This window comes from Micromonospora desertarenae, assembly GCF_056150265.1.
On record NZ_JAXCFQ010000003.1, the window covers coordinates 178,004 to 200,533 of the forward strand.

At 74.7% G+C, this 22,530-nt stretch carries 20 protein-coding genes and 1 riboswitch; of the genes, 6 read left to right on the forward strand and 14 right to left on the reverse strand.

Going from position 1 to position 22,530, the window contains the following annotated elements; all coding sequences use genetic code 11:
• Window positions 1-42: 42 nt before the first annotated feature.
• Window positions 43-969, reverse strand: coding sequence for an ornithine cyclodeaminase family protein (locus SM577_RS06760; protein ID WP_474586502.1), 927 nt, complete (start codon window positions 967-969; stop codon window positions 43-45).
• 110 nt (window positions 970-1,079) lie between these two features.
• Window positions 1,080-1,144: riboswitch (guanidine-III (ykkC-III) riboswitch) on the forward strand.
• 64 nt (window positions 1,145-1,208) lie between these two features.
• On the opposite strand from SM577_RS06760, the gene SM577_RS06765 reads away from it, so the two are divergent.
• Window positions 1,209-1,523, forward strand: a complete 315-nt coding sequence (locus tag SM577_RS06765; RefSeq protein ID WP_302917650.1) for a DMT family transporter — start codon at window positions 1,209-1,211, stop codon at window positions 1,521-1,523.
• Window positions 1,524-1,661: 138 nt separating this feature from the next.
• Window positions 1,662-1,907 (forward strand): hypothetical protein, encoded by a 246-nt coding sequence (locus tag SM577_RS06770; RefSeq protein ID WP_302917651.1) that lies wholly within the window; start codon window positions 1,662-1,664, stop codon window positions 1,905-1,907.
• Window positions 1,908-2,100: 193 nt separating this feature from the next.
• On the opposite strand, the gene SM577_RS06775 is transcribed toward SM577_RS06770, so the two are convergent.
• Complete coding sequence (locus tag SM577_RS06775) at window positions 2,101-2,490, reverse strand: VOC family protein (protein ID WP_474586503.1); 390 nt, start codon at window positions 2,488-2,490, stop codon at window positions 2,101-2,103.
• Entirely contained in the window at window positions 2,483-4,942 is a 2,460-nt protein-coding gene (locus tag SM577_RS06780; RefSeq protein WP_302917653.1) for a DNA translocase FtsK, read from the reverse strand. Before SM577_RS06780 ends, SM577_RS06775 begins: the two co-directional genes overlap by 8 nt.
• Window positions 4,943-5,056: 114 nt before the next feature.
• Here SM577_RS06780 and SM577_RS06785 point away from each other — a divergent pair, with 114 nt between their 5' ends.
• Both SM577_RS06785 and SM577_RS06790 read left to right on the forward strand, forming a co-directional pair.
• On the forward strand, window positions 5,057-5,536 hold the full coding sequence (locus tag SM577_RS06785) for a YbjN domain-containing protein (protein WP_302917654.1): 480 nt from the start codon (window positions 5,057-5,059) through the stop codon (window positions 5,534-5,536).
• On the forward strand, window positions 5,533-7,161 hold the full coding sequence (locus SM577_RS06790; RefSeq protein WP_474580334.1) for a YbjN domain-containing protein: 1,629 nt from the start codon (window positions 5,533-5,535) through the stop codon (window positions 7,159-7,161). Before SM577_RS06785 ends, SM577_RS06790 begins: the two co-directional genes overlap by 4 nt.
• A gap of 163 nt (window positions 7,162-7,324) precedes the next feature.
• On the opposite strand, the gene SM577_RS06795 is transcribed toward SM577_RS06790, so the two are convergent.
• From SM577_RS06795 to SM577_RS06820, 6 genes are all read right to left on the reverse strand, one after another.
• Window positions 7,325-8,896 (reverse strand): S1 family peptidase, encoded by a 1,572-nt coding sequence (locus SM577_RS06795; protein WP_474586504.1) that lies wholly within the window; start codon window positions 8,894-8,896, stop codon window positions 7,325-7,327.
• A gap of 101 nt (window positions 8,897-8,997) precedes the next feature.
• Window positions 8,998-10,686 (reverse strand): ribonuclease J, encoded by a 1,689-nt coding sequence (locus SM577_RS06800; protein WP_302917656.1) that lies wholly within the window; start codon window positions 10,684-10,686, stop codon window positions 8,998-9,000.
• 52 nt (window positions 10,687-10,738) lie between these two features.
• On the reverse strand, window positions 10,739-11,665 hold the full coding sequence (gene dapA / locus SM577_RS06805) for a 4-hydroxy-tetrahydrodipicolinate synthase (RefSeq protein ID WP_302917657.1): 927 nt from the start codon (window positions 11,663-11,665) through the stop codon (window positions 10,739-10,741).
• 47 nt (window positions 11,666-11,712) lie between these two features.
• A complete protein-coding gene (gene thyX, locus SM577_RS06810; RefSeq protein WP_302918708.1) occupies window positions 11,713-12,456 on the reverse strand; it encodes an FAD-dependent thymidylate synthase in 744 nt (247 codons plus the stop codon).
• Window positions 12,457-12,874: 418 nt separating this feature from the next.
• Window positions 12,875-13,441, reverse strand: a complete 567-nt coding sequence (locus tag SM577_RS06815; protein ID WP_474580336.1) for a DUF2752 domain-containing protein — start codon at window positions 13,439-13,441, stop codon at window positions 12,875-12,877.
• A complete protein-coding gene (locus SM577_RS06820) occupies window positions 13,431-14,660 on the reverse strand; it encodes a winged helix-turn-helix domain-containing protein (RefSeq protein ID WP_302917659.1) in 1,230 nt (409 codons plus the stop codon). Before SM577_RS06820 ends, SM577_RS06815 begins: the two co-directional genes overlap by 11 nt.
• A gap of 78 nt (window positions 14,661-14,738) precedes the next feature.
• Here SM577_RS06820 and SM577_RS06825 point away from each other — a divergent pair, with 78 nt between their 5' ends.
• Window positions 14,739-15,290: a GNAT family N-acetyltransferase gene (locus tag SM577_RS06825; protein WP_302917660.1), complete on the forward strand. Its 552-nt coding sequence runs from the start codon at window positions 14,739-14,741 to the stop codon at window positions 15,288-15,290.
• On the opposite strand, the gene SM577_RS06830 is transcribed toward SM577_RS06825, so the two are convergent.
• Entirely contained in the window at window positions 15,189-16,466 is a 1,278-nt protein-coding gene (locus SM577_RS06830) for a glycosyltransferase family 87 protein (protein ID WP_302917661.1), read from the reverse strand. The two genes, SM577_RS06825 and SM577_RS06830, sit on opposite strands and share 102 nt — an antisense overlap.
• A 35-nt stretch (window positions 16,467-16,501) precedes the next feature.
• On the opposite strand from SM577_RS06830, the gene SM577_RS06835 reads away from it, so the two are divergent.
• The gene (locus SM577_RS06835) at window positions 16,502-17,083 is read left to right on the forward strand and encodes a GNAT family N-acetyltransferase (protein ID WP_302917662.1); all 582 of its coding nucleotides are present in this window, start codon (window positions 16,502-16,504) and stop codon (window positions 17,081-17,083) included.
• A 107-nt stretch (window positions 17,084-17,190) separates the two neighbouring features.
• Here the strand turns inward: SM577_RS06835 and SM577_RS06840 are convergent, their stop codons facing one another.
• The 4 genes from SM577_RS06840 to SM577_RS06855 form a co-directional block, all read right to left on the reverse strand.
• The gene (locus SM577_RS06840; RefSeq protein WP_474580338.1) at window positions 17,191-17,664 is read right to left on the reverse strand and encodes a GNAT family N-acetyltransferase; all 474 of its coding nucleotides are present in this window, start codon (window positions 17,662-17,664) and stop codon (window positions 17,191-17,193) included.
• A gap of 41 nt (window positions 17,665-17,705) precedes the next feature.
• Window positions 17,706-18,479 (reverse strand): 4-hydroxy-tetrahydrodipicolinate reductase, encoded by a 774-nt coding sequence (dapB, locus tag SM577_RS06845; protein ID WP_474580339.1) that lies wholly within the window; start codon window positions 18,477-18,479, stop codon window positions 17,706-17,708.
• A gap of 136 nt (window positions 18,480-18,615) precedes the next feature.
• Window positions 18,616-20,010: a M16 family metallopeptidase gene (locus SM577_RS06850; RefSeq protein ID WP_302917665.1), complete on the reverse strand. Its 1,395-nt coding sequence runs from the start codon at window positions 20,008-20,010 to the stop codon at window positions 18,616-18,618.
• Between the two features lie 47 nt (window positions 20,011-20,057).
• Window positions 20,058-22,421, reverse strand: a complete 2,364-nt coding sequence (locus SM577_RS06855; protein WP_474580341.1) for a polyribonucleotide nucleotidyltransferase — start codon at window positions 22,419-22,421, stop codon at window positions 20,058-20,060.
• Window positions 22,422-22,530 lie beyond the last annotated feature (109 nt).

The following is a 22,530-nucleotide window of genomic DNA, read 5'->3' on the forward strand; positions in this document are numbered from 1 at the left end:
CCTGGCCGCGCGGCGCCGCCGAGCCCGGCGGGGTCGCGGCCGTCAGGCCGCGGCCGCCGCGCCGACCCGGACCAGCCGGTCGAGCAGGAACACCTCGGTGCCGGCCAGGCCGACCGAGCAGAAGACCGAGATCTGGTCCGCGCGGGTCCGGCCGGTGGCGGCGCCGGCCAGCACCGCGCCCAGGTCGAGCAGCCGGTCGGCGTACGGCGGGTCGGCCGCGAGCATCGGCGGGGCGTACGCGGACGCCTGCGCCGGCGAGTCGGTGACCAGCAGGTCGGCGATGTCCAGCAGGTCGCTGCCGAACTCGGCCCGGTCGTGCTGCTTGAAGCCGACCGCGTTGACGTGGGTGCCGGGGCCGAGGTCGGCGGCGTCCAGCACCGGGGTCGGGCTGGTGGTGGCGAGCACCACCACGTCCCGCTCCCGCACGGCGGCCCGGGCCGAGTCGACCGCCCGGGCCGGGACACCCAGCTCGGCGCGGACCCGGGCGGCGAACGTCTCCCGCCGGGCGGCGGAGCGGCTGTGCACCGTCACCTCGCGCAGCGGGCGCACCGCGGCGGCCGCCCAGACCTGCGTCCACGCCTGCCGGCCGGAGCCGATCACGCCGAGGGTGGCCGCGTCGGGCCGGGCCAGCGCGTCCACCGCGACCCCGCCCAGTCCCCCGGTACGCCGTGAGCCCAGCTCCTCGCCGACCGCCACCGCCCGCACCGCCCCGGTACGCCCGTCGTGCAGCACCACCACCTGCTCCGACTCCGGGTGACCGAAGGTGTCGTACGAGCGGAAGCCGTACCACTCGCCGGTCAGGTGCCCCGCGGTCAGCACCATCCGCCCGCCACCCAGCGACGCGGACGCCCGGGGCGGGGCCACCAGCCGGCCGTCGTACGCGGCCCGGAGGGCGTCCCGCATGGCGTCCACCGTGGTGGTGGCGTCCAGCGCGGCGGTGACCTCGCGGTCGGAGAAGAGCAGCGTCATGAGCCCATCCTGCAAGCTGAAGTGAGGTTCAGGTCAACGGACGGTGGCCGGGCTCACCCCCGCCCGGCTCACCCCCGCCGGCCCGGCGGCGGCCGGTGCTAGCCTCGGCCCTGGTGGCCCACGGGCCGCCCCGGACGAGTGGTGGGCGTACCCGGTCAGGCCAAGACGCCCCGCGTGACATGCAGACTCGACTCGTCCCGGCCCCGGCGGTCCGGGCAGCCCGCGCAGAGGTGACATCGATGGCCTGGATCGTGCTGGTGGTCTCCGGACTCCTGGAAACCGCGTGGGCGGTGGCCCTGGACCGCAGCGCCGGCTTCACCCGCCCCGTCCCGTCGCTGGTCTTCGTGGTGACGCTGGTGCTCAGCATGCTCGGGCTCGCGTACGCGCTGCGCGAGATCCCGGTCGGCACCGGCTACGCGATCTGGGTCGGCATCGGCGCGTCCGGCACCGCCCTGGTCGGCATGCTGGCCCTGAACGAGCCGGCCAGCCTGCCCCGGATCGCCTGCCTGGCGCTGGTCCTCGCCGGCGTGGTCGGGCTGAAGGTCTTCCACTGAGCGCCGGCGCGCCGCCCGGTGCCGGGCCGCGTGCCGCCCGACAGCGCGTGGACCGGCCAGCCTGGTTACCGAGGCGTGCCGGGTGCCCGAAGTGGGTAGAGATCGGCTGACATCGCAGGCTCTCTGACGGAGGCAGATATGGCCGACATGCCCAGCACCGCCCGTCCGCGCAGCAACGCCGCCCGCATCTGCACCATCCTGGGCTTCGTCTTCGCGGTCCTCGCGCTCCTGCTCAACCCGATCATCTTCGGCGTGCTCGGCGTCATCCTCGGCGTCATCGGCGCGGTGCTGGGCGACAAGCCGCTCGGCTGGTACGCCGCGGTGGCCAGCGTGGCCGGCGCGGTGATCGGCCTGGTGCTGGTGGCCGCCATCGTCAACAACTGAACCACACCGCTCCCCCGACGCGACGGGCCCGCCGCACGCCGGCGGGCCCGTCCGTGTCCGTGGCCCACCGCCCGGCCGACCGTTCCGCCGGCCGGGCCGGCCAGCGGCGAGCCCTCCCACCACGGCCGTCCCGGCGGCACCACCGGCCGCCCGGGAACACCGGGTCGGGCCGCTGGCGACCCCGCGGGGCGGCTCAGCTCCCGCCGGCCGCGCCCCGGTCGGCGACGATCACCCGGTGTCCGTCCGGATCGCGGACGACCGCCATCCGCTCGCCCCACGGCTGCGCCGCCGGTTCCGCCAGCACCGGCACGCCGGCCGCGCGCAGCCGGGCCACCGCGGCGTCGCAGTCGCCGACGTACACCCAGAGCGCGGTCCGGTCCTCGGGCGGCGGCCCCGGATCCACCTGGCGCCCGATGCCCAGCTGGCCGGCGCCGAAGCTCAGCGCGACGTACTCCGGCTCGCCCGTCTCCGGGAAGCGGTAGGTGACCGTGCCGCCGAGCAGGTCCCGGTAGAAGCCCAGCGCGGCCGGCAGGTCCGCGGCGGTGAGGATCGGGAACAGCTCCTGGGCCAGCGGCTCACTCATCGCCACCGCGCAGACCGGCCAGGACCTCCTCCAGCTCGTCCGGCTTGACCAGCACGTCGCGGGCCTTGGAGCCCTCGGACGGCCCGACCACGCCCCGGGTCTCCATCAGGTCCATCAGCCGGCCGGCCTTGGCGAAGCCGACCCGCAGCTTGCGCTGGAGCATCGAGGTCGAGCCGAACTGCGAGGTGACCACCAGCTCGACCGCCTGCACCAGCAGGTCGAGGTCGTCGCCGATGTCCTCGTCGATCTTCTTCTTGCCCTCCTGCGCCACGGTCAGCACGTCCGGGCGGAACTCCGGCTCGCGCTGGTCCTTGCAGAACTTCACCACGTCGGCGATCTCGCGCTCGGTGACCCAGGCGCCCTGGATCCGGATCGGCTTCGAGGCGCCCATCGGCAGGAACAGCCCGTCACCGCGACCGAGCAGCTTCTCCGCCCCCGGCTGGTCGAGGATGACCCGGCTGTCGGCCAGCGAGGAGGTGGCGAAGGCGAGCCGGGACGGCACGTTCGCCTTGATCAGGCCGGTGACCACGTCCACCGAGGGGCGCTGGGTGGCCAGCACCAGGTGGATGCCGGCGGCCCGGGCCAGCTGGGTGATCCGGACAATGGAGTCCTCCACGTCGCGCGGCGCGACCATCATCAGGTCGGCCAACTCGTCCACGATCACCAGCAGGTACGGGTACGGCCGCAGCTCCCGCTCGCTGCCCGGCGGGGCCTTGATCTCGCCGTTGCGGACCTTGCGGTTGAAGTCGTCGATGTGCCGGACCCCGTTGGCGGCGAGGTCGTCGTAGCGCATGTCCATCTCGCGGACGACCCACTCCAGCGAGTCGGCCGCCTTCTTGGCGTTGGTCACGATCGGGGTGACCAGGTGCGGGATGCCCTCGTAGCCGGTCATCTCGACCCGCTTCGGGTCGATCAGCAGCAGCCGCACCTCGTCCGGGGTGGCCCGGGTGAGGATGGACACCAGCAGCGAGTTGAGGCAGGACGACTTGCCCGCGCCGGTGGCCCCGGCGATCAGGATGTGCGGCATCTTCGCCAGGTTGGCCACCACGTAGCCGCCCTCGATGTCCTTGCCGAGGGCGACCACCATCGGGTGGTGGTCGCCGGTGGCGGCCCGCGAGCGCAGCACGTCGCCGAGCGCGACGTTCTCCGGGTCGGTGTTCGGGATCTCCACGCCGACCGCGCTCTTGCCCGGGATCGGGCTCAGGATCCGCACGTCCGGCGACTTCACCGCGTACGCGATGTTGCGGGAGAGCTGGGTGATCCGCTCGACCTTGACGCCGTGCCCGAGTTCGACCTCGTAGCGGGTGACCGTCGGGCCGCGGGTGAAGCCGGTGACCGCGGCGTCCACGTCGAACTGCTCGAAGACGCCGGAGAGCGCGGCGATCACCTCGTCGTTGGCCTTGCTCCGCTTCTTCGGCGCCGCGCCGCTGCTGAGCATGTTCGCCGGCGGCAGGGTGTAGTCGCCGGCCAGCCCGGTCAGCGCCAACTGCTCGGCCCGGGTGGGCGCGGGCGAGTGCTCCGGCGGCTCGACCGGCTTGCGGGTCGCCGGCACCTTGGCCGGCGCCTTGCGCGGCAGCACGATGGTGTCCTGCAGGTCGACGCCCTCGTCGAGGTCGTCGAAGTCGTCCGGGTCCAGCGGCGGCGGCATCCGCTTCGCCGGGCGCTTGCGGGCGGGCGTGGCCCGGGCCTCCGCCTCGTCCGCCGCCTCCGCCGCGGGCGTGCCGGTCACCGCGCCGGCCAGTAGGCCGAGCCGCTCCGGGATCTTGTTGATCGGCGTGGCGGTGACCACCAGCAGCCCGAAGACCAGCAGCAGGATCAGCAGCGGCACCGCGACCCAGGCGGTGACCGCCCGCTCCAGCAGGCTGCCCACCCCGGCGCCGACCAGCCCGCCGGCGAAGTCGCGCTGGGTCGCGTCGACCGGCTCCTGCCCGATGTGCAGCAGCGCGGCGGTGGCCACCAGCATCGAGCCCCAGCCGACCAGCCCGCGACCGCGGTGCTCCGGGTCGGCCGGTTCGCGCATCAGCCGCCACGCGCCGATCATCAGCAGCACCGGGACCACGATGGCGATCGCGCCGAGGAAGAGCCGGACGGTGTCGGCCACCCGCTCGCCGACCGGGCCGGCCGCGGAGAACCAGATGCCCACGGCACTGAGCAGCGCGAGCCCGAAGACCAGCAGGCCGGCGCCGTCGCGGCGGTGCTCGGGATCCAGCTCCCGGGCCGAGGCGGCCTGCCGGCCGGCGGCCCGGACCGCCCAGCCGACGCCGTGCGCGAGCCCCATCCACAGTGCACCGACGGCCCGGCCGACGTAGACCGCCGGGCCCGGACGGGCCGCGGTGGTGCGCCGCCGGGCCGGGGTGCGAGTCTTCTTCGCCGGCTGGCGGGCACGGCTGTTCGTGCCACCGCGCGGCGACGCGCCGCGCCGCCGGCTCGCCTGAGAGGTACGGCCCGCCATAGCATCAACTTAACGGCGTGACCCGGCAGATCGCCGCTTTTCCGGGTCGTGTCCGCGCGTCGCAGCACGGACCTCGCCGTCCGCCGTGATATTCGCCCCTGAAGGGATGCCCCCATGGCGTCGCCGGAGATCGAGGACGGTCCGGACGGCCCCCTGGCCGGACCGCCCCGGCAACTGCGACCGTTGACCGGCGAGCTGATCGCCGCCGTGCTGGGCAGCCGGGGGTACGTCGTCCAGCGCGACCCGGACGGCGACCTGGTCGGCCGCTGGGACGACAGCCTGATCTGGTTCCTGCGCCTGGGCGCCGCCGGGGAACTGCTCCAGGTGCGCACCGTCGCCGCGCCCACCTTCTCCATCGAGCACGTCCCCGCGCTCTACGCGTTCTGCAACGGCTGGAACCACGACCGGCTCTGGCCCAAGGCGTTCGTGCACGTCGAGGACGACGGCCGGGCCCGGGTCTGCGGCGAGGTGATCGCCGACCTGGAGCGAGGCGTCACCCCGCACCAGCTGGACCAGCTGCTCGACTGCGGCATCGCCACCGGCTGCCAGCTCGCCGCCGAGGTGCGCCGGCTGCCCGGCGCGGTGATCGCGTGACCGGCCGGGGCGAGCGCCAGCGAGCGGCACCGGGCGGGGCCGGCCGGCCCGGGCCGGCGGACGCGGCGCTGTCCGACGCGCTCGCCGACGCGCGGGACCTGCCCGACGGCGAGGCCCGGACCGCCGAGCTGGAACGCGTCGCCGCGCACGCGGACGCGGCCGGGGACGACCGCTGCGCGGTGGCCGCCCGGTTCGCGCTGGTCGAGGCGTACCTGCGCGACGGTGAGCGGTGGCGGCTGGTGGAACCGGTGCGCCGTTGCCTGGCCGCCGTCGACCGCCGGCCCGACCTGCTCCCCGCCGCCGACGCCGAGCTGCTGCTGCGCTACCAGCGGTACGCGGTGGAGGCGCTGCTCGGCACGCCCCGGGTCGGGCTGGACCAGGCCCGGTCCATGCTGGACGACCTGACCGAGCGGACCGCCTCGGGCGCCGGCGACGCCGCCGTGGTCGCGGAGCTGCGCTGCCGGATCGCCGACCACCTGGGCGACGAGCCGACCGCCCGCCGGTGGTACGACCGGTGGACCGCCGCCGAGCCGGGGCCGGCCGACGGGTGCCCCGGCTGCGCGCCGGCCCGTCGCGCCGACCTGCTCGCCGGTTGGGGTGACTGGCCGGCCGCGCTGGACGAGCTGCGGGACCCGCTCGACGGCACGCTCACCTGCACCGAGCAGCCGGAGCGGGCGCTGGCCGCGGCGCTGCTGCCGTGGCTGCGGGCCGGCGAGCCGGAGCGGGCCGGCGCCGCGCACGTGCGGGCGTACCGGCGGCACCGGCGGGAACCGGCCGCCTTCCCGTACCTCTCGGCGCACCTGCGGTTCTGCGCGCTCGCCGGGCACCTCGACCGCGGGCTGGACATCCTCGCCGAGCAACTGCCCCGGCTGGACCGACCGGCCGACGACCTGTCCGCGATGGAGTTCGCCGCCGCCGGCGCGCTGCTCTGCGCGCTCGCCGTCGAGGCGGGACTGGGCCACCGCACGCTGCGCCGCCCCGCCGCCGGCCCGCGACCGGCGGCCGAGCTGGACGTGGAGACGCTGGGGCACACCCTGCTCGGCACGGCCACCCGGCTGGCCGGCAGCTTCGACGCCCGCAACGGCACCGGCCACCAGTCCGGCCGGATCGCCTCCTGGCTGGCCGAGCGGCCGCTGGCCGCCCCGGTGCCGCTGCCCGCCGACGGCGCCCCCGACGACCCCGACGACCCGCTGGACGGCGACGACGGCCCGGCGGAGCTGGAACCGGCGCCGCTGACCCTGGCGATGATCACGGCCGAGCTGGAGCGGCGCGGCGACCGGTACGAGGTGGACGGTGCCGGCACGGTGTTCGGCCGCTGGGGCGAGGCGCTGATCCAGTTCCGCCGGGCCGGCGAGCGCGGTGAGATCCTGCACGTCCGGGTGGTCGCCGCGCGCCGGCTGCCGGCCGGCCGGCGCGCCGAGGCGTACGCGTTCTGCAACGCCTGGAACCACGACCGGCTGCTGCCGAAGGCGTACGTGCACGACCTCGGGGGCGAGCTGGCGCTGGCCGGCGACGTGAGCACCGACCTGGCGCACGGGGTGGCGCCGGCCCAGCTCGCCGTGCTGCTGGACGCGGCCGTGCGCACCGGCGCCGGGTACGCCGAGGCGGTCGCCGCGCTGCCCTGACGCGCGAACGGCGTGCCGGGTGGCGGCCGACGTGCGGAGACCGCCACCCGGCACTCGCGCAACCCGTTCCCCGGCTCAGGGGTGGTCTCCGTGTCGACCGCACCCGGCTCCGGGCCGGTCACCGACGTGCACGGGATGTCGGCGACCGGCCCGGCCGGGTGGGTCAGCCGGCGGAGAACGCCAGCGTGTAGTCGCCCGAGCCGCGCAGCGCGGTCACCCGGTAGCGGTAGGCGCCGGCCTGGCCCTCGGTGGCCAGTTGGGCCGCCGCCGCCCCGTTCGTGTCGGCGCGGGCCACGGTCCGCCAGCCGGTGCCGGTCCAGCGTTGCAGGGTCAGCGCGAAGGTGGCCCCGTCCGGGGCGTCCAGGCAGGCTCGCTGCGGGCCGGCCGGGGCGCGGAACCAGCGGCCGTCGGGCTGGGTCTGGGTCCGCCCGGCGGCCAGCGAGCCGGCCCGGGTGACCTGCCCGGTGCAGTCGGTGTCGCCGCCGGCCGGCGGGGCCGGCGGCGTCGTCGGCGGCGGGGTGGTGGCGGCCGGCGGCTCGGCCGGCCCGGAGGGCGGGGGCACCTCGCCGCCGTCGGCGGTGACCAGGGTCAGCCGGTTGGCGGCGAGGATCTCGTTGACCGGCTGGAAGAAGGTGACCCCGCCCCGGGTGCAGTCGCCCGAGCCGCCGGAGGTGACGCCCTGGGCCTGGTCGCCGGAGAGCCAGGCGCCGCCGGAGTCGCCCGGCTCGGCGCAGACGTTGGTACGGGTCAGCCCGGTGACCGTGCCCTCCGGGTAGTTGACAGTGGCGTTGCGGGCCTGGATCACCCCGCAGCGGGTGCCGGTGGTGGAGCCGGACCGGCAGATGGACGCCCCGATCGGCGCCTCCTGCGAGCCGGCCACCGGCACCGTGCCGCCGTTGAAGTCGTTCACCACGCCCTGCGGCGTCCAGTCGCCGTTCACCTCGACGAACGCCCAGTCGTCGCCGGGGAAGGACGAGGCGCGGAAGGTGCCCTGGGCGACCCGGTTCGAGCCGGTGGTCCGGTCCCCCGGCCGGCCGCAGTGCCCGGCCGTGACGAACCCGCCGACCACCGAGAAGCCGACCGAGCAGCGGCCGGCGTTGTTGATGAAGTACGCGTCCCCGCCGCGCACGTCGAACAGCAGCCGCGGCTCCTCCGCCACGGTCCGCACGGTGACCGCGTCCGCGGCGGCCCCGCCGGCGGCGGCGAACCGCCGGCCGGCCGCCTCGGCGCCCGGCCGGGCGAGCACCACGACGCGGTTGTCGGCCACGTCCACGTACCAGCCGGCCAGGTCCGGGCTGGCCTGGGCGCCGGCTCGGTCCAGCCGGCGCTTGACCGCGTCCAGCTCGCCGACGCCCCGGGTCACCTGCTTGGGCACCGCGCCGGCGGCGCGTACCCGGTCGGCGCCGGCCGGGTCGGCGACCGCCACGGTCAGCTGGCGGCCGTCCGCGCTCAGCCAGCTGCCGCCGTAGTCGGCGCCGAGTTCGGTGCGCAGCCGGGCCACCGCCCCGGCCGCCTGGCGTTCGCTGCGCAGCCGGTCGACCACCTGCTCCGGGCTGAGCGACAGGTCCCGCCGCAGGGCGTCGAGCACCTCCGGGGCGACCCCGGTGGCCGCGCCACCGGTCCGGTCCGCCGGTGGGGTGGTGCCCTCCCCGGCCAGCGCGGGCAGCGTCACCGCCGCCGCCGCTCCCGCCGTCGCCACCAGGACACCGATGGCTGTCATCCGTCTGCGGTCCATCCGCCACGCTCCTCCCGGCCGGCCTGGTCAGGCCTGCCGGGACGGAGTACGGGCGGACGGGGGCGGACGGTTGAACGACGGCCGGAAACGATCCGGATCGGTCAGACCTCGACGACGGTCGGCACGATCATGGGCCGCCGGCGGTACGCGTCGTTCACCCACCGCCCCACGGTGCGCCGGACGATCTGCTGGAGCTGGTGCGGGTCGGTGATGCCGTCCGCCGCGGCCCGGTTCAGCGCCTCGGTGACCAGCGGAACCACCGGGTTGAACGCCTCCGGGTCCTCGGAGAAGCCCTTCGCCGAGACGGTCGGCCCGCCGACCACCTTGCCGGTGACCGAGTCGACCACCACGGTGGCGGCGATGAAGCCGCCGTCGCCGAGGATCCGCCGCTCGGTGAGCAGCGACTCGCTGACGTCGCCGACGGCGAGGCCGTCGACGTAGACGTACCGGCTCTTCACGTGCCCGACCAGGCTGGCCCGGCCCTCGACCAGGTCGACCACGTCGCCGTCCTCGCAGAGCACCACCCGGTCCGCCGCCACCCCGGACTCGATGCCGAGCCGGGCGTGGGCGCGCAGGTGGCGCCACTCGCCGTGCACCGGCATCAGGTTGCTGGGCCGCACCACGTTGAGCAGGTAGAGCAGCTCACCGGCGGGGGCGTGGCCGGAGACGTGCACCTTGGCAACGTCCTTGTGCACCACCACCGCGCCGGCCCGGGCCAGCCGGTTGATCACCCGGTAGACCGAGGTCTCGTTGCCGGGCACCAGCGAGCTGGCGAGCACCACTGTGTCGCCGGGGGCGATGGTGATGTGCCGGTGGTCGCCGCTGGCCATCCGGCCCAGCGCGCTCATCGGCTCACCCTGCGAACCGGTGGACATCAGCACGATCTGCTCCGGCGGCAGCGTGGTGGCCTCCTCGATCCCGACGACCAGGCCGGCGGGGATGTTGAGCAGCCCCAGGTCGCGGGCGATGCCCATGTTGCGGACCATGGACCGGCCGATCAGCGCGACCTTGCGGCCGTGCTCGGCGGCGGAGTCGAAGACCTGCTGCACCCGGTGCACGTGCGAGGCGAACGAGGCGACGATGATCCGGCCGCGCGCCTTCTGGAAGATCGAGTCGAGCACCGGCCCGATCTCCCGCTCCGGGGTGACGAAGCCGGGGATCTCCGCGTTGGTGCTGTCGGAGAGCAGCAGGTCCACGCCCTCGGCGCCGAGCCGGGCGAAGCCGGCCAGGTCGGTGATCCGGCCGTCCAGCGGAAGCTGGTCCATCTTGAAGTCGCCGGTGTGCAGCACCAGGCCGGCCGGGGTACGGATGGCCACCGCGAGCGCGTCCGGGATCGAGTGGTTCACCGCGAAGAACTCGCACTCGAACGGGCCGAGCCGCTCCCGGCCCCCCTCCCGCACGGTCAGCGTGTACGGCTGGATCCGCCGCTCGGCCAGCTTCGCCTCGACCAGGGCGAGGGTGAACTGCGAGCCGACGAGCGGGATGTCCGGCTTGTGGGCGAGCAGGTAGGGCACCGCGCCGATGTGGTCCTCGTGGCCGTGGGTGAGCACGATCGCCTGCACGTCGTCGAGCCGGTCCAGGATCGGGCCGAAGTCGGGCAGGATCAGGTCGACGCCGGGCTGCTCCACGTCCGGGAAGAGCACCCCGCAGTCGACGACGAGCAGCTTGCCGTCGTACTCGAAGACTGTCATGTTGCGGCCGATGGCGCCGAGCCCACCGAGCGGGATGATCCGCAGTCCACCCTCCGGCAGCGGCGGGGGGAGTTCCGCCGTCATGTGCGCCTCGGTCACGCGTCCACCTCATTCTGGGACGCCGTCGCCCGGCGTCCGTCGTGTCGTTCGGTCATTCGGGTAGTGCCAGGCCCGCCGCCGCGCAGTCCGCGCGCAGCTGGGCCAGTTCGTCGTCGGTGGCGTCCACCAGCGGCGGGCGGACCGGGCCGGCCGGCAGGCCCTGGGCGGCGAGGCCGGCCTTGACCAGGATCACGCCCTGGGTCCGGAAGATGCCGGTGTACAGCGGCAGCAGCCGCCGGTGCAGCTCCAGCGCGGTGCCGGTGTCCCCCGCGTCGTACGCCTCGATCATCCGCTTGGTCAGCGCGCCGGTGAAGTGGGTCGAGGTGCCGACCACGCCGACGGCGCCCACCGAGAGCGCGGGCAGGGTGAGCGAGTCCTCGCCGCTGTAGAAGGCGAGGTTGGTGCGGCTGGTCACCCAGCTGGTCGCGGTGAGGTCGCCCTTGGCGTCCTTGACCGCCACGATCCGGGCGTGCTCGGCGAGCCGGACCATCGTCTCGGTGGCGATCGCCACACCCGCCCGGTGCGGGATGTCGTAGAGCATCACCGGCAGGCCGGTGGCGTCCGCGACCGCGGTGAAGTGGCGCAGCAGCCCGCTCTGCGGCGGCTTGTTGTAGTACGGGGAGACCACCAGCAGGCCGTTCGCGCCGGCCTTCTCGGCGGCGGCGGCCAGCTCGATGGTGTGCCGGGTGTCGTTGGTGCCCACCCCGGCCACCACGCTGGCCCGGTCGCCGACCGTCTCCACCACGACCCGGATCAGGCGCTCCTTCTCCGCGTCGGTGGTGGTCGGCGACTCGCCGGTGGTGCCGTTGACCACCAGCGCGTCGTTGCCCTGCTCGTCGACCAGGTGGTTCGCCAGTCGGGCGGCGCCGTCGAGGTCGAGCGAGCCGTCGGCGGTGAACGGGGTCACCATCGCCGTGAGCACTCGCCCGAACGGGCGGGACACCGCCCGGGCGGGGGTGTCAGGGTGGTCGTGCGTCATGCCATCCAACCTAGCGGACGACCACCGGGCCGCCGCCGGGGAAGGGCTCAGGAGAGCTGGGCGTGCGGGCTGGCCGCCACCTCGGTGCCGTCCGGCAGGGTCGAGATGACGAAATCGGCGAAGACGTTCGGGGCGACCCGCTGGAGCTGGCGCAGGCACTCCACGGCCAGCTCGCGGATCTCGACGTCGGCCTGCTCGGTGGCGCGCATGGCGATGAAGTGCCGCCAGGCGCGGTAGTTGCCGGTGACCACGATCCGGGTCTCGGTGGCGTTGGGCAGCACCGCGCGGGCGGCCTGCCGGGCCTGCTTGCGCCGCAGGGTGGCGTTCTCCACGTCGGAGAAGCGTCGCTCCAGCCCCTCCAGCAACTCGTTGTACGCCCGCACGCTGGCCTCGGCGGCCTCGACGAACTTCTTGTGCAGCTCCGGGTCCTCGGCGATCACGGTCGGTTCGACCATGGCGGCGTCCCGCTCCGGCACGTACCGCTGGGACAGCTGCGAGTACGAGAAGTGCCGGTGCCGGATCAGCTCGTGGGTGAACGACCGGGACACCCCGGAGAAGTAGAAGCTGACCGAGCCGTGCTCCAGCACCGAGAGGTGCCCGACCTCCAGGATGTGCGCCAGGTAGCCGGCGTTGGTGGCGGTGGCCGGGTTGGGCTTCTTCCAGCTCTGGTAGCAGGCCCGGCCGGCGAACTCGGCGAGCGCCTGGCCGCCCTCGGCGTCGGTCGACCACGGGACGTCGTCCGGCGCCTCGAAGTGGGTCCACGCGATCAACTTCACCTGCGGCTGCACCATGTCCGGCATGCCTCGGACTGTACTGGCGCGCGGCCCGCGGGAAAACTGGGGCGCGCGGGGCGGAAAGCCGCCAGCCAGGCGGAATGCCGCCCGCAGTCCCGTGGACGGCAGCCGGAGTGGTCAAGATCTCGGTTCGATCCGGCGCCCGCGGCGCTGGTGCTGCCGCGCTGGCCCCGTCCACGGCGGGTCCGCTGTCCCGGCCGCGATGGACGTCACCCCTGGCAGCTGTCCTATCGAGCTGCCCCGGCAACAGGACCACGCCCGGCGAGCGCCGCACCGGGACGGGTGGTCCCATCCGTGGGGCAGTTCGGAAGCGTCCGGGCGACATGCGGTGGCTCGACGTCCGCGGGCCGTGGCAATTGCGGCGGGCCGACCAGCCGGCTGCCGGCGGCGTGCCGGCGTTCGTGCTGCCGACGCTTCAGACGTAGAGCGAGGTGAACGGGGCCCAGGGCAGGTTGCGCAGCACCGAGAAGGCCAACCAGAGGCCGAGGAAGCCACCGATCACCTTGGGGCTGATCCGCAGCTCCGGCAGCCGCCAGCCGAACGCCTGCCGGCCGGCCCAGGCGACGAAGAGGTACGCCAGGAAGGGCACCGCGAAGACGAACAGGAAGTGGTGCCGGGCGGCGGCCGGCAGGTCGGCGTGCAGCAGGTACCAGGCTGCCCGCGTGCCGCCGCAGCCGGGGCAGTCCAGGCCGGTGGTCAGCTTCAGCAGGCAGGTCGGCGCGGCGTCCGGCGCCGACCGGGTCGGGTCGCTGAGCAGCGTGTAGCCGATGGCGGCGCCGACGCAGCCGACCGCGGCCAGCGGCACCACCCAGCGCGGCGAACGCTCGTAGAGCCGGGTCACGAACCGGGTGAGCCGGTCGGGTTCGGCGACCGGGTAGGGCGGCACCTGGCCCGCGGGCCACGCCGGGGCGTCCGGGGCGCTGGTCGGCGACTGCGGTTGGCCGACCGGTCCGTCAACGCTCGTCACGCGCTCACCGTACACCGGCGACGCCCACCAGCGCGGCGGCCAGCGGGGCGGCCAGGTCACCGGCGGCGGGCGGCGCCACCGCGTCCAGGCCGAGCCAGCCGGCGAGCCGGTAGAGCTCGGCGGCGAGCGCGACCGCCGTCTCCCCCGGGTCGGCGCCCGGCTCCGCCCAGGCCGCCGGCACCTGCAGCACCCGGGCCTTGCGGTCGGCCTTCAGGTCGACCCGGGCGGTGAACCGGTCGCCCTGGAGGAAGGGCAGCACGTAGTAGCCGTAGACCCGCTGCGGCGCCGGCACGTAGATCTCGATCCGGTAGCTGAAGTCGAAGAGCCGCTCGGTGCGGGCCCGTTCCCAGATCAGCGGGTCGAACGGGCTGACCAGGGTGTTGCCGCGGATCCAGCGGGGCAGGCGGGCCTGCGCGTGCAGCCAGGCCGGCTGCCGCCAGCCCGCCACGGTGACCGGCAGCAGCTCGCCGGCCTCGGCCAGCTCGGCGATCGCCTGCCGGGCGCCGGCCAGCGGGAGGCGGAAGTAGTCGCGCAGCTCCGGCTCGGCCGCCACCCCGAGCGACCGGGCGGCGATCGCCACCAGCGTGCGGTACGCCTCGGCGTCGGTCGGCGTGGGCGCGTCGAGCGCGGCCGCGGGCAGCACCCGTTCGGGCAGGTCGTAGCGGCGGGCGAAGGAGGTGGTGCGCTCGGCGGCGGTCACCTCGCCGGCCCAGAACAGGAACTCCAGGGCGCGCTTCACCGCCGACCAGTTCCACCCCCAGTTGCCGGTCTCCCGGGGAGCGTCGTGCTCGATCTCGGCGGCGGTCAGCGGGCCCCGGGCGGCGACCTCGTCGCGGACCCAGGCGACCAGCTCGGGCTGCTCCTCGGCGATCCGCCGCATGCCGCCCCAGGACTCGCTGTGCGCCCGGGCCATCCGCCAGCGCAGCGCCGGGTGCAGCCCGACCGGCACCAGCGACGCCTCGTGCCCCCAGTACTCGAACAGCTCCCGGGGCCGGCGGTAGGCGGCGGTGTCGAGCAGGGTGGTCGGGTACGGCCCGAGCCGGCTGTAGAGCGGCAGGTAGTGCGCGCGTTGCAGCACGTTGACCGAATCCATCTGGATCAGCCCGACCCGGTCGAGCACCCGGCGCAGGTGCCGGCGGGTGGGTGCCCCGGTGGGCGCGGGGTCGGCGAAGCCCTGGGCGGCGAGCGCCACGCGGCGGGCCTGGGCGAGCGAGAGTGATTCCGGTGCGGTCATCGTCGGCGAGGTTAATCCACGCCTGCGACACCGGAGCGGCCGCTGGACCGGACGCCCGGGCCGGCATAGAACGGACACATGCTCACCATCCGCCGGGAGGAGCCCGAGGACGCGGAGGCGGTCGCCCGGGTGCACGTGCACGGCTGGCAGGCCGGGTACGCCGGGCTGATGCCGGAGGAGGTGCTGGCCCGGCTGAACGTGGCGGCCTGGGCGCAGCGCCGCCGCGACCTCGGCACCGCCGACCCGGAGCACCCGTTCACCACGCTGCTCGCCGAGGTCGACGGGGTGCTCGCCGGCTTCACCACGTTCGGCCCGTACCGCAACGACCAGGACCGGGGCGACCTCGACCCGGCGCACGGGGAGGTGGTGGCGATGTACGTCGAGCCGGCGCACTGGGGCGACGGCACGGCCCGGACGCTGCTCGCTGCCGCCCGCGCCGGGCTGCGCGAGCGCGGCTGGGTCGAGTACCGGCTCTGGGTGCTGGCCGGCAACCACCGGGCCCGCCGGTTCTACCAGCGGGCCGGGCTGTCACCGGACGGTGAGCGATCGACCTACCGGGTGCCGCTCGCCGGTGGCCGCCCGCCGGTCGGGCTCGTCGAGCTGCGGTACGCCGGCCGGCTCGACGACTGACCCCGCCGGCGCCGCCGGGCGGCGGATCGGCAGGAACGCCAGCAGGGCCAGGCTGATCCAGACGTAGGTGTTGGCGCCGAGGAAGCCGTCCACCCCGGTGAAGTCCTTCTCCCAGGCCCAGACGATCCGGCTGGTCAGGAAGGCGTACCCGACGGTGGCGGCGACCAGCAGCAGCCGGCGCCGGCGGCTGCGGGCCGGCGCGGCCATGCCGCTGTCGACCAGCAGGATCAGCCCGGGCAGCAGCCAGACCAGGTGGTGCACCCAGGTGACCGGGCTGACCAGGCACATCACCGCGCCGGTCAGGGCCAGGCCGGTCGCCTCGTCGCCGGCGGCGGCCGCGGCCCGGGAGCGCCACGCCCACAGCGCCACCGTGGCGGCCACCAGCACCAGCCAGGCCAGGGTGCTCGGCTGCTCCGGGTCGAGCCGGGCCACCACGCCGCGCAGCGACTGGTTGGAGACGAACGCCAGCTCGCCCACCCGCCCGGTGTTCCACAACGCCTCGGTCCAGAACTCCCGGGAGGCGTCCGGGAAGAGCGCGGCGGCGACCAGGGTGGCCACGGTGGCGGTGACCATCGCGGTGACCGCCGCCCGCCAGCGGCGGGTGACCAGCAGGTAGACGATGAAGATGCCGGGGGTCAGCTTGATCGCGGTGGCCAGGCCGATGCCCACCCCGGCCCACCGGCTGCCGCCGGGCAGCAGCCGCAGCAGGTCGACCGCGACCAGGAAGAGCAACAGCGTGTTGACCTGGCCGAAGTTGACAGTCTCGCGCATCGGCTCGTACGCGGCGGCCAGGCAGAGCGCGACCGCCAGGGCGAACCAGCGGGTCCACCCGGCCCGGCGGGCGACCGGGTCGAGCAGCCAGAAGATCAGCACGGCGCTGGTCAGCACGCTGGCGGTCACGCTCACGGTGATCGCCGCCAGCCACGGCAGGTACGCCATCGGCAGCATGACCAGGGCGGCGAACGGCGGGTAGGTGAAGCCGTACTGGGTGCCCGGCTTGAGGAAGTCGTAGATCTCCCCGCCGTCGTGCACCCACCAGGTGAGCGCGCCGTAGTAGACCTTGAGGTCGAAGAAGCCGTGCCGGACGGCGGCCACGGAGAGGAAGGCGGTCACCGCGACGGCGAGCGCGACCACGCCGACGACCTGCGCCGCCGTCCTTCTGGCACCCTGGGCCACCGTCGCCTCCCTCGCCCTGCGTAGGCTTCCGTCCCATGGCTCTCGGGTACGTCCGCCCGGCGCGTCCGGAGGACGCCGGCGAGATCGCACGCATCCAGCTCGCGACCTGGCGGGTCGCCTATCGCCGGATCCTGCCCCGGCACGTGCTCGACAACCTGGACGAGGCGTGGCTCGCCCGGCGGTGGAGCGCAGCGGTGCAGGAGGCGCCGTCGCCCAGCCACCGGGTGCTGGTCGCCGTCGAACAGGCCGAGCAATCGTATCTGGTGGGGTTCGCCGCCTCCGGTCCGGCCGACGCCGAGGCGCTCGCGCCGGGCGAGCCGGCCGAGGCCCTCGGCGCGGACGTGGTGGCGGTGACCGACCTGCTGGTGGAGCCGCGCTGGGGGCGGCGCGGGCACGGCAGCCGGCTGCTCGCCGCCAGCGTGGACCTGTGGCGGGAAGACGGCTTCGCCCGGGCGGTGGCCTGGGCGTTCGACGCCGACGAGGCGACCCGGAAGTTCCTCACCAGCACCGGCTGGGAACCGGACGGCGCCACCCGCGCCCTCGACGTCGACGACCTGCTGGTCCCCCAGCTCCGCCTCCACGTCGCCGTCCCCACCGACCCCGTCCCCACCGACTGACCCCGCGATCCTGCGCCTGGCGCCCGGGCGCATCGGGCGGGTCCGCCCGGGGTGGAGGGGCGGACAGCGCAAGATCACGGAAAGGGGTGACCCGATCGCCGGCCGGGTCAGCGGCCGGGCGTAGCCAGTTCGGCGACCAGTTCGTCGTCCTCCATCACCCCGGTGGGCCGGAAGCCGAGGGCCGTGTAGAGGCGGGCCGCGTCGGTGTTGTCCGGGTGGTACGAGAGCCGGACCGGCCCACCCTGGGCGGCCAGCCAGCCGGCGAGGGTGGCCACGGCGGCGCGACCGACACCCCGGCCCTGCTCGGCGGCGTCGACGATCATCCCGCCGATCCAGCGTGAGCCGTCGTCGTCCATCCCCCACATGACGTGGCCGGTCACCGTCTCGTCCGCGTACACGGCGAGCGAGTTCCACACCTCGGAGCGGGTGGTCAGCAGCAGGTAGCGGGCCGCCAGCGCGGGCACCCACTCCCGCTGGTCGTCGCGGGGGGCGACGTCGGCCACCGCCCGCCAGTTCTCGTCGTCCACCGGCCGCAGGGTGACCCGGCGCCCGGCCCGGTCCCGTTCTCCCGAATCGATCACCGGGGCAGCGTAGGGGCCGCCCCGGGATCCGGCCAGCGGATTCAGTCCAGCAGGGCGTCCAGGCCGACGGTCAGGCCGGGCCGGTCGCGCACCGCGCGCACGGCCAGCAGCACGCCGGGCATGAACGAGGCCCGGTCGTACGAGTCGTGCCGGATGGTCAGCGTCTCGCCGGTGGTGCCGAAGAGCACCTCCTGGTGGGCGACCAGCCCGGTGGCGCGTACCGCGTGCACGCGTACCCCGTCGATGTCGGCGCCCCGGGCGCCGGCGACCTCGTCCCTGGTCGCGTCCGGCGCCGGACCGAGCCCGGCCTCGGCGCGGGCCGCGGCGATCAGCCGCGCGGTGTGCGTGGCGGTGCCGCTCGGCGCGTCCAGCTTGCGCGGGTGGTGCTGCTCGACGATCTCGACCGACTCGAAGTGCCGGGCCGCCCGCGCGGCGAACTGCATCATCAGCACCGCGCCGATGCCGAAGTTGGGTGCGACCACCACGCCGACCCCGGGCTTGCGGGCCAGCCAACCGCGCACCCGCTCCAGCCGCTGCGCGGTGAAGCCGGTGGTGCCGACCACCGCGTTGATGCCCTGGTCGATGCACCAGTGCAGGTTGTCCATGACGACGTCCGGGGTGGTGAAGTCGACGACCACCTCGGCGCCGGCGTCGGAGGCGGCGAACAGGCCGTCGCCCTGGTCGACCATGGCCACCAACTCCATGTCGGCAGCGGCGTCGACGGCCTTGCACACCTCGACGCCCATCCGGCCGCGGGCGCCCAGCACGCCGACCCGGATCGGCTCGGCCGCGCCCTTCTCCTGCTCGTCAGTCACGGGGCACAACCTATCCCAATCGGGACGCCGTCACCGCGCGGGTGGGCCACCGTCCCGCCGGCACCGGACCCGACCCGCGACCGGCCGGCACCGGCCCTGAGCGCCGCGGTGTGAACGGCACCGGGGCGGGCGGCGGTCAGCGGGCGACGAAGTCGTGCTCGCCGAACGGGCCGACCACGGCCAGCGACATCGGCCGGCTCAGCAGCTCGGCGGCGAGGGTGTTGACGTCGTCCACGGTGACCGCGTCCACCCGGCTGAGCAGCTCGTCGACCGGCATCAGGTCGCCGTAGAGCAGCTCGCCCTTGGCCAGCCGGCTCATCCGCGAGCCGGTGTCCTCCAGGCCGAGCACGAACGACCCCTTCGACATGCCCTTGCCCCGGGCCACCTCGGCCTCGGTCAGCCCCTCGGCGGCCACCCGGGCCAGCTCGGCCCGGGTCAGCTCCAGCACCTCGTCGACCTTGCCCGGCGCGCAGCCGGCGTAGACCGCGAACAGGCCGGTGTCGGCGTACTGGCTGGCGTAGGAGTAGACCGAGTAGGCCAGGCCGCGGCGCTCCCGGATCTCCTGGAACAGCCGGCTCGACATGCCGCCGCCCAGCACGTTGTTGAGCACGCCGAGGGCGAACCGCCGCCCGTCGGTGCGGTCGATGCCGGGGCAGCCGAGGATGACGTGCGCCTGCTCGGTCTCCTTCGGCTCGACCAGGGTGGTGGCGACCTTCGTGCGTACCGCCGGGGTGGCCGGCCGGTGCGGCGCCGGCGACGCCGCTTCGGTGTCCAGCGGGGTGCCGCGCAGCGCCTGGCGGACCAGCTTGACCACGGCGGCGTGGTCCAGGTTGCCGGCGGCGGCGATGACGATCTGCGGCGCGACGTAGCGGCGCCGGTAGAAGCCCTGGATCTGCCGCCGGGTCATCGGGGTGACCGTCTCCTCGGTGCCGGAGATCAACCGGCCGAGCGGGTGGTCACCGTAGACGGCCCGGGCGAACAGGTCGTGCACCTCGTCGCCGGGCTCGTCGTCGTGCATGGCGATCTCCTCGAGGATCACGCCCCGCTCGGTCTCCACGTCGGCCGGGTCGAGCACCGAGTCGGCGACCAGGTCGCACATCACGTCGATGGCCAGCGGCAGGTCCTCGTCGAGCACCCGCGCGTAGTAGCAGGTGTACTCCTTGGTGGTGAAGGCGTTGGTCTCGCCGCCCACCGCCTCGATCGCCGAGGAGATCTCCAGCGCGCTGCGCTTGCGGGTGCCCTTGAAGAGCAGGTGCTCCAGGAAGTGCGCGGCACCGGACTGGGGGCCGGTCTCGTCCCGGGAGCCCACCGCCACCCAGATGCCGAACGACACGCTGCGCATCGCCGGGATCGCCTCGGTGAGCACGCGCAGCCCGCTGGGCAGCACGGTACGCCGTACCGTGCCGCCCAGCGGGTCGTCGCTCAGGGTCCGGGTCACCGCCCGGGCGGCGCCGCCGGCGCGGGCAGCCCCGGCGGACGCGACCACCCCCCGTCGATCCGGCGGAAACGGCGCAGCTGCGGCCCGACTCACGTGGTGCTCCCAGATCGACGAGGGGTGGGTGGTGCTGTTGTCAGGCGTCAGCTGTGCCGGGTCCGGCGGCGCGGACGCTCGCCGCCCTCGCCACCCTCGCCCCGCTCCGGGCCACGGCCGCCCCGCTCGCCACCGCGCTCGCGGTCACCCCGGTCGCGCGGGCCCCGGTCGCCCCGGTCCCGGCCGGCCGGCCGCTCGCCACCGGCGGCCTCGCCCTCGGCCGGCGCCTCGGCGCCCTCCGGGCGGACCTTGTCCAGGTAGATCTTGCCGCGCTGGTCGATGTCGGCGATCTCGACCTCGACCTTGTCGCCGACGTTGAGGAAGTCCTCGACCTTCTCGACCCGCTTGCCGTCGCCCACCTTGGAGATGTGCAGCAGGCCGTCGCGGCCCGGCAGCAGCGAGACGAACGCGCCGAACGCGGCCGTCTTCACCACGGTGCCGAGGAACCGGTCGCCGACCTTGGGCAGCGTCGGGTTGGCGATCGCGTTGATCCGCTCCACCGCCGCCTGCGCCGACGGGCCGTTGGTGGCGCCGACGTAGATGGTGCCGTCGTCCTCGATCGAGATCTCGGCGCCGGTCTCGTCCTGGATGGCGTTGATGGTCTGCCCCTTCGGGCCGATCACCATGCCGATCTTGTCGACCGGGATCTTGACGGTGGTGACCCGCGGCGCGTAGTCCGACATCTCGGCCGGCGCCTCGATCGCCCGCTGCATCACGTCGAGGATGGTCTGCCGGGCCTCGTGGGCCTGCTGGAGCGCGGCGGCCAGCACGTCGGACGGGATGCCGTCGAGCTTGGTGTCGAGCTGGAGCGCGGTCACGAAGTCCCGGGTGCCGGCGACCTTGAAGTCCATGTCGCCGAACGCGTCCTCGGCGCCGAGGATGTCGGTCAGCGTCACGTACTGGGTCTTGCCGTCGACCTCGTCGGAGATCAGACCCATGGCGATGCCGGCGACCGGCGCCTTCAGCGGCACACCGGCGCTGAGCAGGCCCAGCGTCGAGGCGCAGACCGAACCCATCGAGGTCGAGCCGTTGGAGCCGAGCGCCTCGGACACCTGCCGGATGGCGTACGGGAACTCCTCGCGCGAGGGCAGCACCGGGATCAGCGCCCGCTCGGCGAGCGCGCCGTGGCCGATCTCGCGCCGCTTCGGCGAACCGACCCGGCCGGTCTCACCGGTCGAGTACGGCGGGAAGTTGTAGTTGTGCATGTAGCGCTTGGACTTCTCCGGGGAGAGGGTGTCCAGCGACTGCTCCATGCGCAGCATGTTCAGCGTGGTGACGCCCAGGATCTGGGTCTCGCCCCGCTCGAACAGCGCCGAGCCGTGCACCCGCGGCAGCACGCCGACCTCGGCGGTCAGCGGGCGGATGTCCCGCGGGCCGCGGCCGTCGATGCGGACCTGCTCGCGCAGCACCCGGCTGCGGACCTCGGACTTGGTCAGCGACCGCAGCGCGGCGCTGAGCTCCTTCTCCCGGCCCTCGAAGCGCGGGCCGAGCTCCTCGGCCACCCGGGCCTTGATCCGGTCCAGGGCCTCCTCGCGGTCGGCCTTGCCGGCGATCTTCAGGGCCTCGGCCACGTCGGCACGGGCCAGCTCGGCCACCGCGTCGTACGCGTCGTCCTGGTAGTCCAGGAAGACCGGGAACTCGGCGACCGGCTTGGCGGCCACCTCGGCCAGCTCGCCCTGCGCCCGGCACAGCTCGCGGATGGCCGGCTTGGCGGCCTCCAGACCGCTGGCCACGACCTCCTCGGTCGGGGCGGGGGCGCCGCCGGCGACCAGCTTCACGGTGTGCTCGGTGGCCTCGGCCTCGACCATCATGATCGCGACGTCGCCGTCGGGCAGCGCCCGGCCGGCCACCACCATGTCGAAGGTGGCCCGCGCCAGCTCCTCGTAGGTCGGGAAGGCGACCCACTGGCCGTCGACGTGGGCCATCCGGGTCGCCCCGATCGGGCCGGAGAACGGCAGGCCGGAGAGCTTGGTCGACATCGAGGCGGCGTTGATCGCCACCACGTCGTACGGGTGCTGCGGGTCGAGGGCGAGGACGGTCTCGACGACCTGGACCTCGTTGCGCAGGCCCTTGACGAACGACGGGCGCAGCGGCCGGTCGATCAGCCGGCAGGTGAGGATGGCGTCCTCGCTGGGCCGGCCCTCGCGGCGGAAGAACGAGCCGGGGATCCGGCCCGCGGCGTACATCCGCTCCTCCACGTCCACGGTCAGCGGGAAGAAGTCGAACTGCTCCTTGGGCTGCTTGCCCGCGGTGGTGGCGGAGAGGACCACCGTCTCGCCGAGCTGGGCGATGACGGAGCCGGCGGCCTGCCGGGCCAGCCGGCCGGTGGAGAAGGTGACCTCGCGGGTGCCGAAGGACCCGTTGTCGATCACGGCGGTGCGGGACTGGGTGCCGAGGTTGCTCTCGGTCATGTGCGGTCGTGCTCCTTCGCATCGGGGGCCCACGACGCGGGGAGCTGCTCAGACGGCCGGTCTTCGATCGAAGCGCCCGGGCGGCGGCGAGATGCCGGATGCCCGGGGG